Source organism: Roseateles paludis, assembly GCF_039872745.1.
Taxonomy (GTDB): Bacteria; Pseudomonadota; Gammaproteobacteria; order Burkholderiales; family Burkholderiaceae_C; genus Pelomonas; species Pelomonas paludis.
This window is the reverse complement of sequence record NZ_JBDPZD010000004.1, coordinates 99,061-113,454: the sequence shown is the minus strand read 5'-3', so window position 1 is coordinate 113,454 and position 14,394 is coordinate 99,061. Positions and strand designations below refer to the sequence as shown.

Below are 14,394 nucleotides of genomic sequence, written 5' to 3'. Positions count from 1 at the left end.
TGCGCGCCAGGGCAATCCGCGAAAGCACCCGTGTGCGTGTTCAGCTCGCCACGCCTGCCGCCACTTGGCCTGCCGGCACATGCGCAGCCGCGCTGGCCACATGGCCGGCCTGGTCGTCGAAGAAAAAGTCAGGCTCAAACTCGCGCAGGAACTCGCCCTTGGCCAGGCCGCCGAGGAACATGGCTTCGTCCACCTCGATCTGCCAGTTCATCAGCGTGCGGATGGCCCTCTCGTGCGCAGGTGCGCTGCGCGCCGTGACGAGGGCGGTGCGCACGCGCATGCCACTGCGCGTGGCGGCCTGCAGGCGGCGCAGCGCCTCCAGCACGGGCTTGAAAGGGCCGGCCGGCAGCGGCTGGTGTGCGCGTGCCTGCTCGTGGGCCTGGAAGGCCTGCAGGCCATCGCGCTGGAAGACTTGCTCCGCCTCGTCGGAGAACAGCACCGCGTCGCCGTCAAAGGCGATGCGCAGCTCCTGCGGGTGCGCGCTGCTGGCCTGGCGCGACAGCGGCATCACCCGCGCAGCGGCCACGCCAGCGGCCAGCGCCTGGCGCACGTCGTCGTCGTTGGCCGACAGGAAGAGCTGGCTGGACAGCGGCCGCAGGTAGCGCCAGGGCGACTGCCCGCGCGTGAACACGCCGCGCTCGATGGGCAGCGCGTAATGCGCCGCCGAGCGGAACACGCGCAGGCCCGAGATCGGGTCATTGCGCGACAGCACCACCACCTCGACGCGCTTCTCGCCGTCGGCATTGAAGGCCAGCAGCTTCTTCACCAACGAGAAGGCCACGCCGGGCGGCGCAGGCTCGTCGAGCCGGGCCTGCTGCAGGGCCATGTAGGCGCGATCGTCGCCGGCTTCAAAGACCTCGTTCTCGGCTTCAAAGTCGAACAGCGCGCGGGACGAGATGGCGACGACGAGTTGACCGTGCAGGGTGGCGGGCATGGCGCGATTGTGGCGCTGCCTGCCCCTGCCGCTTGCATGCCAGCTACTGCATGAAGCCGATCTTGCCGCGCTTGCTGCCAGCGGCGGGCAGGTCCTCCGTGAGGACGGTGGCGCGCTTGGCCAGCCGGGCATTGCCAAAGGCCGTCATCCAGGCGCGGCGCATCTCGCGCGGGGCCAGCTCGGCCATGCGGTCGAGAACGGCGTCAGTGGGATCGGTATCGAAGCTGCGGCCCCAGTCGTGGCTGCTGCGCAGCTTCTCGTAGAGGCGCCGTGCGATGGCGCGTGCGGCCTCAAAGTCTGGCGCGCTGACCTCGTAGACGTTGACGCGGTTGAGGATGGGCTCGGGGATGGCGTGCGCATCGTTCGCTGTCGCCACCCAGATCACCTGGCTGGCGTCCACCGGCACCTCGGCGAACTCGTCGATGAACTTGCTGGCGGTGTCGTGCTCCAGCAGGCTGTAGAGCGAGCCTAGCGGGTCGTAAGCGGCCTCGCCGCCGGCCTTGTCGATCTCGTCGATGACCATCACCGGGTTGGCGTAGTCGCCCTCCACCAGGGCCTCGAAGACCTTGCCGGCCCGCGCGCCCTTCCATTGGCTGGAGGCGCCGGACAGCACCCAGCCGGCGGTCAGCGAGCTCATCGACACAAAGCCCATGCCCGTGCCGAGCAGCTCTGCCAACTGGCGCGCAAAGTGCGTCTTGCCCACGCCCGGTGGCCCGAGCAGCAGCAGCGGCGTGATCTCCAGCGCATCGCTGCTGGCCTCGCACAGCGCAATCTGGCGCCGCACGTCGTCCAGCACCTCGTGGAAGTTGGGCAGCTCGTCGTAGAGCGACTCCATCGCCGGCAGCCCCGAGGGCTTGACCTGGAAGCGCGCCTCGCCTTTTTCGAGCATGCGCTCGTAGGTGGCCCGCAAGCTCTCGTGGTCCCGCGCCGGCAGCTTCTCCAGCCGCTGCGAGACCTCCTCCAACCGATAAATGCTCCGCATCCGCGCAACCGGGATGCGCATGCCGACACAGGTGAGCGCGTTGCTGCTCATGCCAGGGACCTCGTCTCTGAAGAGTGGCGTCGACCCAAAATTAGCACGCCACCCACCCCGCCGAAAAGCGCAATTCCCCACCCGTTCCCGGGCTAGCTCCATCGACCCCGACGTGTGAACCTCCGAAGACCGCGTGGAGTGCCGCTCAAGCAACCGATCGCGCGATCAGCGCCACCCCAAAAAGGCGCGCTCCGCGCCGCCGCCCCTCCAGCGACTCCCACGGATCCGGCTCCGCCGGTCCGTCGGGAGTGCCCCCTTGAGGGGGCCGCAGCTGCGCTGCGGTAGGGGGTGGGCCTATTTCACCCAGGTGTTGAGTTGGATGATCGGCATCAACACCGCCAGCACGATCAGCAGCACCACCAGGCCCATGACGGCGATCAGCAGCGGCTCCAGCACCGTGGCTGCCGCCATGGCCCGTCGCTGCACTTCGGCGCCCAGTTGGCGCGCGCAGCGGCCCAGCATGTCGGGCAGCTCGCCGGTTTGCTCGCCCAGGCGGGCGAACATCGCGATCAGGCCAGGGAAGCGCTTCTTGCCGGCCAGGGCCGAACCCAGCGGCGCGCCTTCGCGCACCTGTACCAGGGCATCCATCGCGTCGGCCCGCATCGCGTGGTTGGAGAGCGTCTCGGCTGCCGACTGCAGGGCCTTGAGGATGGGCACGCCCGCACCGGCCAGCATGGCCAGGGTGCCGGCAAAGCGCGCTGCGTTGTAGCCCCGGGCCAGGCGGCCCAGCAGCGGCAGGCGCAGCACGCCCGCGTCAAAGCGCAGCCGGAAGGCCGGCGCCCGCAGCGCCAGCCGCAGCGCCACGCCACCGGCCACCAGCGCCACCAGGCCCAGCCAGCCCCAGGCCCGCACGGCGTCGCTGATGGCCAGCATGACCGTGGTGAGCAGCGGCAGTGCGCGCTTGGAACTGGTGAAGACGGTGGCGATCTGCGGCACCACATAGGTGAGCAGGAAGGTCACGATGACCAGCGACATCAGCGACACCACGGCCGGGTAGAGCAGGGCGCCGATCACCTTGGCCCGCAGCGCCTGGCGTTCTTCCAGATCGTCGGCCAGGCGCTCCAGCACCAGGCCCAGGGCGCCGCTTTGCTCTCCGGCTGCCACCACGCCGCGGTAGACGTCATCAAATTCGCGCGGCGCCGTGCCCAGCGCGCGGGCAAACGTGGAGCCGGCATTCACCTCGGCCTTGAGCTGGCTGATCAGCTCGGCTTGGCGCGGGTCTTCGGACTCGTCGGCCAGCGCGGTCAGCGCCCGCTCGATGGGCAGGCCCGACCCGACCAGCCCTGCGAGCTGGCGCGTCCAGACGGTCAACGCGGTGTTGGAGAACACCCGGCGCGTGAAGCGGCTGCCCTCGGCCTGGCCATGCTGCTGCACGACCTCGACCTGCAGCGGCGTCAGCCCCTGGGCCCGCAACTGCGCGCGCGCGGCACGCGGGTTGTCGGCCTCCAGCAGGCCGCTGGTCTGACGGCCGGCGTCGGTGAGGGCTTGGTATTTGTAGGCGGGCACCGGGCTAGTCGCGTGTGACGCGCAAGACTTCTTCCAGCGAGGTCACGCCGTCGCGGATCAGGCGTTCGCCGTCCTCGCGCATGGCGCGCAGGCCGTTGGCGCGTGCGGCGTCGGTGAGCTCGGCGTCGGAGGCGCGCTCGTGGATGCGCGCGCGCACGGTGTCGTTGGCCACCATCAGCTCGTAGACGCCGGTGCGGCCCTTGTAGCCGGTGTGGCCGCAGGCCTCGCAACCCACCGGATGCCAATGTCCATCGGCACCGAGCGTGCGGCACTGCGGGCACAGGCGCCGCACCAGGCGCTGGGCCAGCACGCCCAGCAGCGAGGACGACAGCAGGAAGGGCTCGACGCCCATGTCGATCAGCCGCGTGACGGCGCTGGGTGCGTCATTGGTGTGCAGCGTGGCCAGCACCAGGTGGCCGGTGAGCGAGGCCTGGATGGCGATCTGCGCGGTCTCGAAGTCGCGGATCTCGCCGATCATGATCACGTCCGGGTCCTGGCGCAGGATGGCGCGCAGGGCCTTGGCAAAGCTGAGGTCGATCTTGGCGTTGACCTGGGTCTGGCCGATGCCCGGCAGCTCGTACTCGATGGGGTCTTCGACCGTCAGCACATTGGACGTGGTGGTGTCCACGGTCTGCAGCGCGGCGTAGAGCGTGGTCGTCTTGCCTGAGCCCGTGGGGCCGGTGACGAGCACGATGCCGTGTGGCTGCTGGACGAGCTGCTTGAAGCGCGTCAACACCTCGCCGTCCATGCCCAGGCCTTCGAGCGTGAACTTGGATTCGGACTTGTCGAGCAAGCGCAGCACGGCGCGCTCGCCATGGGCGCTGGGCAGGGTGGAGACGCGCACGTCGATGGCGCGGCCGCCGATGCGCAGCGAGATGCGGCCATCCTGCGGCATGCGCTTCTCGGCGATGTCGAGCTCGGCCATGATCTTGAGGCGCGAGATCAGCGCGGCATGCAGGCCCCGGTTGGGCTGCACCACCTCGCGCAGCGTGCCGTCCACGCGGAAGCGCACGGCGCTGGCGCGCTCATAGGGCTCGATGTGGATATCGCTCGCGCCGTCCTTGGCAGCCTGCGTGAGCAGGGCGTTGAGCATGCGGATGATGGGCGCGTCGTTGGCGGCCTCCAGCAGGTCCTCCACGGCGGGCAGGTCTTGCATCATGCGCGACAGGTCCACCGCGCTCTCGACCTCGCCGACCACCGTGGCGGCGCTGGACTCGCTGCCCGAGTAGGTGGTGTTGATGCGGTCGGCGAGGCTGGTGGGGGCCTCGGTCTCGATGCGGTCGATCGCGTACTGGCGCTGAAGCTCGGACAGCGTGGCCAGGCTCAGCTCGGGCGGTGCCCACAGCGTGAGCTGCTGGCCGTCGTCCTCCAGCAGCACGGTGTGTGCATTGGCGAAGGCGTAGGGCAGGGGGTGCCGGGTGGCCATGGTGCTCGGGCGGTCAGTTCGCGGCCGGCTTGCTGGCGGCCGGCTCGGGCAGCACGGGGGTGCCGGTGCTCGGCAGCAGCACGCTCTTGTCGGTGGGCAGCGGCGCTTGCTGCGCGCCGCGGATGGCCTCGTAGCGCGACATGGACAGCTCGTTGGCGGCCTGGGCCGTGCGCATCACCACCGGCCGCAGGAAGACCATCAGATTGGTCTTCACGCGCTTGCGGTTCTCGCTCTTGAAGAGGCTGCCGATCAGTGGGATCTTGGACAGCCCGGGCACGCCGTCGGCGCCGTCGGTGTACTCGTCCTTCATCAGGCCGCCGAGCACGATGATGTCGCCGTCGTCCACCACCACCGAGGTCTCGATGGCGCTCTTGTCGAGCGTGGGGCCGGTGGTGCCGCTGGAGCCCGGCACCACGGACGAGTTCTCCTGGTAGACGATCATGCGCACGGTGCCGCCCTCGCCGATCTGGCTCTTGATGCGCAGGGTCAGGCCCACGTCCTTGCGGTCCACGGTGGTGAAGGGGTTGACCGAGCCGGTGGTGCCGGTGCTGGCATAGGAGCCGGTCACGAAGGGCACGTTCTGGCCGATGACGATCTTGGCCTCTTCGTTGTCGAGCGCGACGAGGTTGGGTGTGGACAGCACGTTGGCGCCGCTCTGGCCTTCGAAGAAGTTGGCCATGGCCCCGAGCGTGTAGAAGTCGCCCACCTTCTTGAGCAAGCCGAAGTTGAGGCCCGAAGGCACGGAGCTGGTGCCCAGCGCGGTGGCGATGCCGCTTCGCCCATTGGCCACGGCCGCCGTGCCGTTGATGATGTTGGCCAGGCCGGTGCCGAAGTTGGTGCCCGCGCCTTGGATGGCACTGTCACCCTTGCTGCCGAAGATGTTCTGCCACTGCACACCGATCTGCGCGGCCTGCGAGTTGTCGATCTTGACGATCATGGACTCGACGTAGACCTGGGCGCGGCGCGCGTCGAGTTGGTCGATGACCTGGCGCATCTGGCGGTAGAGCGGCTCGGCGGCGGTGATGATCAGCGAGTTGGTGGCGGGGTCGGCCTGCACGATGCCGCCGGTCGAGGGGCTGGCGCTCTGGGCCACCGGCGTGGTGGCGGCGGCGGACATGGCGGCGCCGGTCTGCACGCCGCCTTGGGTGTTGGCCGCCTGCTGCGTGGCCGAGGTGGTGCTGGTGTAGCTGCCGGTCGTGCCCCCGCCCGAGCCCGAGGCGCCGCCGAAAGCCGCGCGCAGCACGGTGGCGAGCTTCACGGCATCAGCGTTTTTCAGGTAGACCACGCGGATGCTGGTGCCGGCGTCCGAGGCGGGCTGGTCGAGCCTTTCGACCATGGCGCGCGTGGCGGCCAGACGGGCGCTATTCGGCGCGCGCAGGATCAGGCCGTTGGAGCGCGGGTCCACCAGCACGGTCATGCCACCCACACCGCCCGGCGCCGCACCACCGGGCGCGGCTGCGATGCCGTCCAGCAGCTTTTGCACCAGGGGCGCCAGGTCGGCGGCCACTGCGTGCTTGAGCGGCACCAGCTCGATGTCGCCGGCACCGGGGGTGTCCATGGCGGCAATGATCTTGGCGATGCGCTGCAGGTTGTCGGCGTAGTCGGTGATGACGAGGGTGTTGTTGCCCGGGTTGGCGTTGATGGTGTTGTTGGGGCTGATCAAGGGCCGCAGCACCGCCACGAGGTTGTTGGCGTTCTCGTGGTTGAGACGGTAGATCTGCGTCAGCATCTGGTCGCCGCGCACCTGGGTGGGTTCGATGGCCACGGCGCCGGTTTGCAGCTTGGCGTCGGGCTCGGGCACGACCTTGAGCAGGCCGGCGTTCTCAACCACGGTGAACCCGAGGCCGCGCAGCGCGGCCAGGTAGTTGAGGTAGGCGTCGCGCGGGCTGACGGGCTGCTCGCTGTAGACGGTGATCACGCCTTTGACGCGCGGATCGATGACGATCTGGCGGTCCAGCATCACGCCCATGGCGCGCGTCACGGCCTCGATGTCGGCGTTGACGAAGTTCAGCGTCACTGGCGTGGCGGCCTTGACGGCGGGCCCGCGTGCACTTCGGGGTGCGGTGGGCGCGCCACCCGGCATCTGGGCCTGGGCTGCGCCCAGCAGGGCGATGGCGGTGGGGATGGCTGCAAGCCAGGGGGTGGCATTCATGGGCGTCATCCGAGTGTGAGGATCGAGCGCGGGCCTTGCCGCCGGCCGATGATGTTGAGCAGGTTGTTCAGCGCTTCCTCGCGCCCGGGCGCCGCACTGGCCTCGCCCTGGAAGCGGCTCTTGCCGTTGGGCGAGAGCTGGCCTTGCCCGGTCAGCAGCAGTGCACCGTCCAGCGTGCTGAGCTGCAACAGGCTGGTGCCGGCATTGGCGGCGTCGGCCACCACGCTGAAGCGGTAGCTGCCCAGCGGTGCCAGCGTCGAGACGCGCGAGGAGAGGTTGACCAGGTCGAATTGGGCGGAGCCCCGCTGCAGCCAGCGCCCTTCGATGCGCTCGAACTGCAGGTCACGGCTTTGCAGGCGCAGGCTGCCGCTGAGCTGCAGGGTGTTCCAAGGCGTGCCCAGGCCTGCCAGCCAGGCGGCGGGTACGCGCACCAGCCAGTCACTGCGGTTGGCCACCGTGATGGCCAGCCGACCCAGGCCGGGCTGGATCAGCAGCTCCAGCTCGCCATTGACGCAGCAGGCCTGGCTGGCCAGCAGCCGCACGCCGCCGGCTTGAAGGCCCGTTTTCCAGTTGATGCGGCCGGGCAGGCTGGTGGCGTCGCGGCTGCCGTCGCCGCCCGTCAGCACCAGCACGCCGGAGCCCGACCAGACGGTGCCGCGCGCATCGGTCAGCAGCACATGGCTGCCCGTGGCCGAGGCCAGCGCCTGGGCCAACCAACTGGCTGGCGCAAAGGACACCAGGCCGATCAGCACCCCGAGCAGACCGCCAGCAATCGCCCAGCGGCGCGGCAGGGCGGGCTTCAAGCGCCACCTCCAAGGCTGAGCACGATGCTCCCGGTGAAGCCCTGGGGCGAGCGCGTCAGCTGCGCCTCGACGGGCCGGGCGCGCGCGGCGGCGCGCACTTCGCCGAGCCAGGCTTGCAGGGCTTCGCTGGGCACGCCGCTCAGCATCAGCACGGCGTGCTCGCCGCGCATGTGAAGTTGGGCCTTGGGGCCCAGGCGATCCGTGGCGCCGGACAGCGCGGCCTGGGCATCGGCAGCGGGCACGCTGGGGCTGGCGGCCAGCAGCCGGGCTTCGGCGGCCTGGGCCTGCATGGTCTGCAGCTGCCGCTCCACCGCTTCGAGCTGTACGGGCACATTGCGCAAGGTGCGCTGGGCCGGCGCGATGAGGACGGTGTAGGTCAGCAACAGGCCGAGGGCGGCGCCGGCCAGGGTCAGCAGGCGCTGCTCGCGTTCAGCCAGGCGCGACCAGCGCGCGCTGGCCTGCTCCTGGGCCTGAGCCAAGGCCGTGCGAGCGCGGGCGAGGGGGGAGGCGGCGGTGCTTCTCATGGGCGCGTTGGACGGCTGATGACGAGGCGACCGTCGCTGGCTTCCAGCGCCCAGCCCTCACTGCGCAGCTGGCTGCGCAGGGCGTCGACCTGTTGGGGGCTCCAGCCTTGGTCGGAGAAGATGAGTCGCCCGGGCTCGAAGGCCAGGATGTCGGCCGGGCCACGGTCAGCCGGCCACGCGGTCGCGGCTGCGGCCAGCAGGGTCTCGAAGTCTTGCTCACCCAGCGCGCCACTGCGCTGGCGCAGCAGGTCGAGTTCCTTTTGCATCTGGATGGGGGCGTCCAGGATGGCGCGGACGTGGGGAAAGGTGCTGCTGAGCGTGGCGTTGATGGCGTCCTGCTGGGCCGTCAGCTCATGTTGCAGACGCCAGGCCCGCAGGTTGAGCCCCAACAGTTCGAGCAGGAGCAGCACCGCCAGGCCCCAGCGCACCAGGCGCCACTGCGGCCGTAGGAAGGTGCGCAGGAACTGCCACAGCGCCTTGGTGCCCCGGGCCTTGGGAGCGAGATCGAACTGGCGCAGGTTCCAGCCGGTCTGAAGCGCGGCCAGCGCCCGCCCTTGACGGCCGAGCACGGGGACAGATGCTCCCAGCCAGCGTTCGGCCAGCGCGACAACGCCGGGCGCCGAGGTCCAGCGCGTGCCTTCGACACTGGCGGGCGAGAGCAACTGGCGCGCCAGCGAGCCCCCAATGGGCAGCGAGGCCACGCCCTCGGCGTGGGTCCAGCTCAACTCGACGAGGCAGGAGCCATCGGTGCTGGCGTCGTGAAAGTGGCCGCCGGGCGGCAGGTCGGGCGCTGCAGACGGCACCACGCGGTCCACAAAGATCTGCGCGCCTTCCAACTGGCCCAGCAACTCGGCAAGCCAGTTGCGCGCGGTGATGGCGACCCACGCGGTGTCGCCGGGGGTCGCATCCGCCTCAAGGGCGAAGTGCAGGTTCTCGGGCTCGTCGAGCAGGCTTTCTTCCAGCTTGCCGGCCAGGGCGGCGCGCATCTGGCGGCCGGCCTTGGGCAGCTCGACGCGCCGCCAGCTCACGTCGTTCTCGGCCATGACGGCGACGACGTTGTCGGCATGTGGCAATGCGGCTGGCAAGTTGCGACCTTCGGCAGACACGCTCCGGCCATCCGGCGTGAGCAACCAGTCGAACTCGATGTCGCCCTCGCGGGCCATGGCGTTCAGGCTCTGAGCACGCAGGCGTGGGCGAGGAGGCAGCAGGACGAGCAGGGTGGCCATGAAGCGCGGATTCTAGGAGGCTGTCGGGCTTTGGGCCGGCGGCGCGCCGGGGCGAGTTGCGGGGCCAGGCTAGGCGTCGGCGAGGCGTTGGATCGGCCCCAACAACGAGCCGGCAACGACGCATGGCCCCGCAACTCGCCCCGGCGCGCCGCCGGCCCAAAGCCCGACAGCCTCCTAGGATCGGCCCCCGAGGGGCTGATCGAGCAGTTGCGAGGCCCGGTAGCGCGCGATGACACGCATCTCCAGCCCCCGGCGTTCGATGATCGAACGCTGCTCCAACAGCCTTTCTTCCAGGCGCAGGCGCCCGGTCACCTCAAAGAAGCTGCTGGCGACGCCGACGCGGTCGGGGGAGAGGTCGGTATCCGGGGGCAGCAGGCGCTTGGCCTGCTCCAGCGTGCGCAGCCGCGTGCGCGAGCGCTCCTGGACGATGCGTTCGGCGTCGGCCAGGCTGGCCTTGTCGATGACGGCGGCCACCACCTCGCGCGGTGCGGTGTTGAGGTTGACGGCGGTGGGCCGGGGCAGCAGCACGACGAAAGGACGCAGACGCTCAACGGCGTCGGCCGGAATGCCGAGCCAGGTGAGCTGGCTGAGATTGATGGGCTGGACGCTGCCATCCGGAGGCACGGCGGGGCTACCGGGCTTTCCATCTGCAGCCTCGCGTGGTGCGGAGCCAAAGCTGCCGCGCAGCCGATCGATGATGACGCTGGCCAGCGAACTGGGCAGCTGTGCTGACTGGCACAAGCGCTCCAGGGTCTGCCGTTCCACGGGCGCGACCTTGTCGCCCCCAAGAACGGCTCGCAGGTTGTAGCGCGACTGCAGATCCACGATCGAGCCGGAGAGGAAGGCCTCGGGCCCGTCGTCCGCGCCCACCGTGCGGTCGGCCGCGAGGAAGGTGGAGAGGCGCGATTCCGCCAAGGGCACGGCCCAGACTTCGCCGAGGTGGTCGGTGGCGGGGGGCTTTTCCTGGTCGCCCTTGGCGTCCTCCAGCAGGATGCGCCGCGCCCAATCCAGGGCGCCAACCAGGATCCAGCCGCTCTGGGCTCGCGCGCGGTCAGCCGCCTCGGTCTGCACCGCGCGGTACTGCTGCCACACCATGCCGGCCGCGAGGCTGGCAACCAGGGTCACGATGATCATGGCCGTCAGGAGTGCGGCGCCGCGTTCGCCGGTTAGAGCAGACAGGCGGCGGCGTTGGACGGTGGTCATGGCGCCGCCAACTCGATTTCCCGGACCAGGCTGCCGTTCAGCCCCGCGCCAGGAGCGAACTGCATCTGCATGCGCAGACCGCTTGGCAGCGCGTTCTTCGGGATGGGTGCCTGGTCGGGCACCTCGTCAGCACTGGAAAGACAGTTGGACCACGCATTGCCGCGGAAGCAATAGAACTGCCAACCGGCCACGCCCTCCAACGCCCGCAGCGCCTGGTTGCGCTGGGCCAGCGCTTGCTGGCCGCGCTGACGTTCACCGATCACCTCGTTGAGCGTGCGCAGTGGCGCGCTGGCCCAGCGGTAGACCGTCCCTTCGCGCAGGCTCCAGACAACGACCTGCAAGCCGTCGGGCGTTGCACGGGTGAGCGTCAGGGTGCCGCCGTCGAAACTGAGTGGGGGCACTTCGCTCTTGCTGTCTTGCAGCGCGCGCAGGTCGGTTTCCCACTGGTCCAGCACGGTCTGCAGGCGTGCGGTCTGGGCCAGGCGGTGCTGTGCAACTTCCCGCGTCTTGGTGAGGGCGTCCAGGCCGCGCCAGGACATGGCGGCCATGGTGGCCATGATGACCAGCGCCACCAGCACCTCGACGAGCGTGAAGCCGTGCTGGCTGCGCATCAGAACTGTCCAATGATGGTCGACACCGTGATCACCGGCAGGCCCTGGGCATCGCGCACCTCGGCATCGACCCTGCGGAACAACGGGTTGGGCGTGGGGCTGGCGCGCAGCACGCCCGCGAACTGCTGGCCGAGCTGTTCGCAGCCAAAGGGCTGTTCGCCGAGCTCGGGGGGCAACTTGCTCAGACGCAGCGCGGTGAGGCGGTTCTCGGCACACCACTGGCCGGCGGTCACGCGGGCCAAGCGCTCGGCGTTGTCGGTCAGTGCGCCAGCCGCCTTGATGCCGGCTCCGAGCGCGATGGCCACGATGACCAGGGCCACCAGCACTTCAATGAGGGTGAAGCCACGCTGACGGCCTGGGTTCACAGTGCGCCGCTCTCAACGATTTCAAACGGCGACAGGCCATCGCTGGCCAGCAGCACGCGCTGGCGTCCGAGCTGGAGCGTGAGGCGTTGCGGCGGGATCAGGGGCTCGGGGCCGAGAACGAGCACGCGCGCGTTCTCGATACTGACGGCCACCGGGTCGCCGAGCCAACGGCTGGGCAACTGGATGCTGCGCGGCAGGCCCTCGAAGCGGAATTGCTCACCAGGCTCGTTGCCGGTCGGGCGCCAGCGCACCGCGAGCCCGGAGGCGCGGCTTTCGGCACGGGCGGCTTCGAGCAGGGCGGTGAGGCGGTCGGCCTCGCGGCGCAACTGGCTCTCGGCCGGGTCACGCAGCGCAAGGCTCAAGGTGGCCGTGGCGATGGCGATCAAGGCCACCACGACCAGCAGTTCGATCAGTGTGAAGCCGGCTTGCCACCCGCGCTTCAGCACCGCGTCACTGCCAGGAGCCGATGTCGGCGTCACGTCCTTCGCCACCGGCGCGGCCATCGGCGCCAAAGCTGTAGACGTCGACCTCGCCCTTCACGCCCGGGTTGGCGTACTGGTAGGGCCGGCCCCAGGGGTCGTTGGGCAGCTTGTCGAGATAGGGCCGCCAGTTGGGCGGGGGCGTGCCGGCGGTGGGCTTGCGCACCAGAGCCTCCAGGCCTTGCTCGGCGCTCGGGAAGCGCTGGTTGTCCAGCTTGTAAAGCTTGAGCGACTGCATCAGGTTGTTGACGTCCGTGCGCGCGGCGGTGACCTTGGCGTCGTCCGCGCGGTCCAGCACATTGGGCACGACGAGGGCGGCCAGCACTCCGATGATGACCAGCACCACCAGCAGCTCGATCAGGGTGAAGCCGCGCGTGCGCTGCTGACGAAAGCACGGGGCAGAGCGAGAGGGTGCAAGCATGGTCAGTGGCGGTGGTCCGGCAGGGCGACGCATCATAATCGGCAGCATGTTGCCCCGCCTGATGACCTTCATCGTCTGGACCCTGCTCGGAGCCTCCTCCGTGTACTGGTTGCTGCTGGCTGTAGCGCAGCCTCTGGCCACGCCGAGCCATGCGCTGGCCGCGACGGATTCTCAGCCCGTGCGTGCAGACCTGACGCGGCTGTTGGGAGCGACGCCGGTGGCTGCGGACCCAGCCCAGGATGACAGTGCCGCCGTGTCAAGCCGCCTGCGCCTGGTGGGCGTGGTGGCCCCGAAGTCGGACCGTGCTGCGCGTGCCGGCGAAGGGGTGGCCCTGATCGAGGTGGATGGCGTGGTGCGCACCGTTCGGGTGGGCGCCAAGGTGGATGGCGAATTGCGCCTGCTGCGCGTGGACGCCCGAAGCGCCAGCCTGGGTGTGGATGCTCAGGCCCCCGCCCAGGTGCTGCAGATGCAAGCCCAGCCGGCGGCCGCGACGGGCAATCTGCCACCGGCAGCGCCCTCGGCCACTGTGCTGGGCGGTGAAGCATCGGCTGGTGATCAATCTGCACCGGCACCTGGAGCGCCGACGCGGCAGCGCAATCCCACTCAGTAATTAGCTGAGCGTGGGCAACTGCGCGCTGTTGGGGTCGGGGCGGCTGGAGAGGCGGCCCTCATTGCTTTCGTGCAGGTCGCTGAGCAAGGCGGCCGCAGCGCGGATCATGGGCCAGGCCAGCGCGGCGCCGGTGCCATCGGCGCAGTCCATGCCCAGCTCCAGCAGTGCGGACGAGTGGAACAGCGAGAGCGCTTCGTCGAGCCCGCGGTGCACGCGGCTGCGGCAGAAGACGGCGTAGTCGGTGACGGGCGCGCAGATCAGCGAGGCCACCTTGAGTGCCGCGCAGGCGGCGATGCCGTCCACGATGATCAGGCTGCGCTTGCTGGCCGCCACCAGCATGGCACCCACCATGACGGCCACCTCGAAGCCGCCAAGGGCCGCCAGCACTTCCATCGGGCTCAGCGCATCGCGGTGACGGGTCAGGGCGGCGTGCAGGACGTCGAGCAGGTGGACGAGTTCGTCCTGCCGCATCTGCGGGCCTGAAACGACGAACTCGCGCACCGATTGGTCGGACAGCCGCGAAAGCACCAGCGCGGCGCTCTCGGCAGCGCCCACACCAAGGCCCGAGCAGGCCAGGGCGTTGCCAGGCAGGTTGTCGGCGATCTCCATGCCCACCCGCACACCGGCGTGGGCTTGTTCCAGGCTCATCGCGAGGGCGGACTTGGCGTTGCGCGTGCCATGGGCGATCTTGCGGGCCATCAGGCGCGCGTGCGGTGCCAGGTTGTCGGCCACACCGCAGTCCACCACCGTCAGGTGCAGGCCCTGCAGGCGCGCGAACACGGCCACTGGCAGCTGGGCGTGCAGCGCCATGTGGACCTGTTCCTTGGTGGGGCGCAGCAGGCCCGAGGCGGTCTGGTTGCACACGCCCTCGACGGCCAGGCCATGGTCGGCCGCAAACATCGCCAGCACCGGGTCGCGGAAACGCGGCGTCAGGGAGTTTTGGATCAAACCGAGGCGGACAGCCAGCGGCTCCAGCTCGCCTAGCGCGCCACAGATGGCAGCGCGGCGGTCCACGCGGTCACGCAGTGCACTCTCCAGCTCAGGGTTGGAGGTGGGCGAAATCAAGGATTGCGGCGCGGTCTCGGTCATCGATGTCAGCGT

General features: G+C 69.8%; 15 protein-coding genes. 1 reads left to right on the top strand and 14 read right to left on the bottom strand.

The window, feature by feature from the left end:
* Positions 1–40 precede the first annotated feature (40 nt).
* The 13 genes from ABDJ85_RS14445 to gspG all read right to left on the bottom strand — a co-directional run bounded on the left by ABDJ85_RS14445 (position 41) and on the right by gspG (position 12,683).
* Entirely contained in the window at positions 41–934 is an 894-nt protein-coding gene (locus tag ABDJ85_RS14445; protein WP_347705490.1) for a 5'-nucleotidase, read from the bottom strand.
* A gap of 43 nt (positions 935–977) precedes the next feature.
* Positions 978–1,967, bottom strand: a complete 990-nt coding sequence (locus ABDJ85_RS14440; RefSeq protein WP_347705489.1) for an AAA family ATPase — start codon at positions 1,965–1,967, stop codon at positions 978–980.
* A 294-nt stretch (positions 1,968–2,261) separates the two neighbouring features.
* Positions 2,262–3,473, bottom strand: coding sequence for a type II secretion system inner membrane protein GspF (gspF, locus tag ABDJ85_RS14435; RefSeq protein ID WP_347705488.1), 1,212 nt, complete (start codon positions 3,471–3,473; stop codon positions 2,262–2,264).
* 4 nt (positions 3,474–3,477) lie between these two features.
* Positions 3,478–4,899 (bottom strand): type II secretion system ATPase GspE, encoded by a 1,422-nt coding sequence (gspE, locus tag ABDJ85_RS14430; protein ID WP_347705487.1) that lies wholly within the window; start codon positions 4,897–4,899, stop codon positions 3,478–3,480.
* Positions 4,900–4,912: 13 nt separating this feature from the next.
* The gene (gene gspD / locus ABDJ85_RS14425; RefSeq protein ID WP_347705486.1) at positions 4,913–7,051 is read right to left on the bottom strand and encodes a type II secretion system secretin GspD; all 2,139 of its coding nucleotides are present in this window, start codon (positions 7,049–7,051) and stop codon (positions 4,913–4,915) included.
* 5 nt (positions 7,052–7,056) lie between these two features.
* Entirely contained in the window at positions 7,057–7,854 is a 798-nt protein-coding gene (gene gspN, locus ABDJ85_RS14420) for a type II secretion system protein N (protein ID WP_347705485.1), read from the bottom strand.
* Positions 7,851–8,378 (bottom strand): type II secretion system protein M, encoded by a 528-nt coding sequence (locus ABDJ85_RS14415; RefSeq protein ID WP_347705484.1) that lies wholly within the window; start codon positions 8,376–8,378, stop codon positions 7,851–7,853. The genes gspN and ABDJ85_RS14415 overlap by 4 nt, the downstream gene beginning before the upstream one ends.
* Positions 8,375–9,604, bottom strand: a complete 1,230-nt coding sequence (gene gspL / locus ABDJ85_RS14410; RefSeq protein WP_347705483.1) for a type II secretion system protein GspL — start codon at positions 9,602–9,604, stop codon at positions 8,375–8,377. The genes ABDJ85_RS14415 and gspL overlap by 4 nt, the downstream gene beginning before the upstream one ends.
* A 174-nt stretch (positions 9,605–9,778) precedes the next feature.
* Positions 9,779–10,807: a type II secretion system minor pseudopilin GspK gene (gene gspK, locus ABDJ85_RS14405; protein ID WP_347705482.1), complete on the bottom strand. Its 1,029-nt coding sequence runs from the start codon at positions 10,805–10,807 to the stop codon at positions 9,779–9,781.
* A complete protein-coding gene (locus ABDJ85_RS14400; RefSeq protein ID WP_347705481.1) occupies positions 10,804–11,418 on the bottom strand; it encodes a prepilin-type N-terminal cleavage/methylation domain-containing protein in 615 nt (204 codons plus the stop codon). Before ABDJ85_RS14400 ends, gspK begins: the two co-directional genes overlap by 4 nt.
* Positions 11,418–11,783 carry a type II secretion system minor pseudopilin GspI gene (gene gspI, locus ABDJ85_RS14395; protein WP_347705480.1) on the bottom strand — a complete coding sequence of 122 codons (366 nt, stop codon included), beginning with the start codon at positions 11,781–11,783 and terminating at the stop codon, positions 11,418–11,420. Before gspI ends, ABDJ85_RS14400 begins: the two co-directional genes overlap by 1 nt.
* Positions 11,780–12,262, bottom strand: a complete 483-nt coding sequence (locus tag ABDJ85_RS14390; RefSeq protein ID WP_347705479.1) for a pilus assembly FimT family protein — start codon at positions 12,260–12,262, stop codon at positions 11,780–11,782. The genes gspI and ABDJ85_RS14390 overlap by 4 nt, the downstream gene beginning before the upstream one ends.
* Positions 12,234–12,683, bottom strand: a complete 450-nt coding sequence (gene gspG / locus ABDJ85_RS14385; RefSeq protein ID WP_347705478.1) for a type II secretion system major pseudopilin GspG — start codon at positions 12,681–12,683, stop codon at positions 12,234–12,236. Before gspG ends, ABDJ85_RS14390 begins: the two co-directional genes overlap by 29 nt.
* 46 nt (positions 12,684–12,729) lie before the next feature.
* Between gspG and ABDJ85_RS14380 the strand changes: the two genes are divergently transcribed.
* A complete protein-coding gene (locus tag ABDJ85_RS14380; RefSeq protein WP_347705477.1) occupies positions 12,730–13,293 on the top strand; it encodes a hypothetical protein in 564 nt (187 codons plus the stop codon).
* Here ABDJ85_RS14380 and ABDJ85_RS14375 read toward each other — a convergent pair whose 3' ends face one another.
* On the bottom strand, positions 13,294–14,382 hold the full coding sequence (locus ABDJ85_RS14375) for a nicotinate-nucleotide--dimethylbenzimidazole phosphoribosyltransferase (protein WP_347705476.1): 1,089 nt from the start codon (positions 14,380–14,382) through the stop codon (positions 13,294–13,296).
* Between the last annotated feature and the right edge of the window lie 12 nt (positions 14,383–14,394).

What these genes read in the sequence shown, in the direction of transcription:
- gspE (WP_347705487.1), bottom strand. Translation starts at nt 4,899, where the DNA reads ATGGCCACCCGGCACCCCCTGCCCTACGCCTTCGCCAATGCACACACC.
- gspL (WP_347705483.1), bottom strand. Translation starts at nt 9,604, where the DNA reads ATGGCCACCCTGCTCGTCCTGCTGCCTCCTCGCCCACGCCTGCGTGCT.
- gspK (WP_347705482.1), bottom strand. Translation starts at nt 10,807, where the DNA reads ATGACCACCGTCCAACGCCGCCGCCTGTCTGCTCTAACCGGCGAACGC.
- ABDJ85_RS14415 (WP_347705484.1), bottom strand. Translation starts at nt 8,378, where the DNA reads ATGAGAAGCACCGCCGCCTCCCCCCTCGCCCGCGCTCGCACGGCCTTG.
- ABDJ85_RS14400 (WP_347705481.1), bottom strand. Translation starts at nt 11,418, where the DNA reads ATGCGCAGCCAGCACGGCTTCACGCTCGTCGAGGTGCTGGTGGCGCTG.
- ABDJ85_RS14375 (WP_347705476.1), bottom strand. Translation starts at nt 14,382, where the DNA reads ATGACCGAGACCGCGCCGCAATCCTTGATTTCGCCCACCTCCAACCCT.
- ABDJ85_RS14380 (WP_347705477.1), top strand. Translation starts at nt 12,730, where the DNA reads ATGTTGCCCCGCCTGATGACCTTCATCGTCTGGACCCTGCTCGGAGCC.
- gspD (WP_347705486.1), bottom strand. Translation starts at nt 7,051, where the DNA reads ATGAATGCCACCCCCTGGCTTGCAGCCATCCCCACCGCCATCGCCCTG.
- ABDJ85_RS14445 (WP_347705490.1), bottom strand. Translation starts at nt 934, where the DNA reads ATGCCCGCCACCCTGCACGGTCAACTCGTCGTCGCCATCTCGTCCCGC.
- gspG (WP_347705478.1), bottom strand. Translation starts at nt 12,683, where the DNA reads ATGCTTGCACCCTCTCGCTCTGCCCCGTGCTTTCGTCAGCAGCGCACG.
- ABDJ85_RS14440 (WP_347705489.1), bottom strand. Translation starts at nt 1,967, where the DNA reads ATGAGCAGCAACGCGCTCACCTGTGTCGGCATGCGCATCCCGGTTGCG.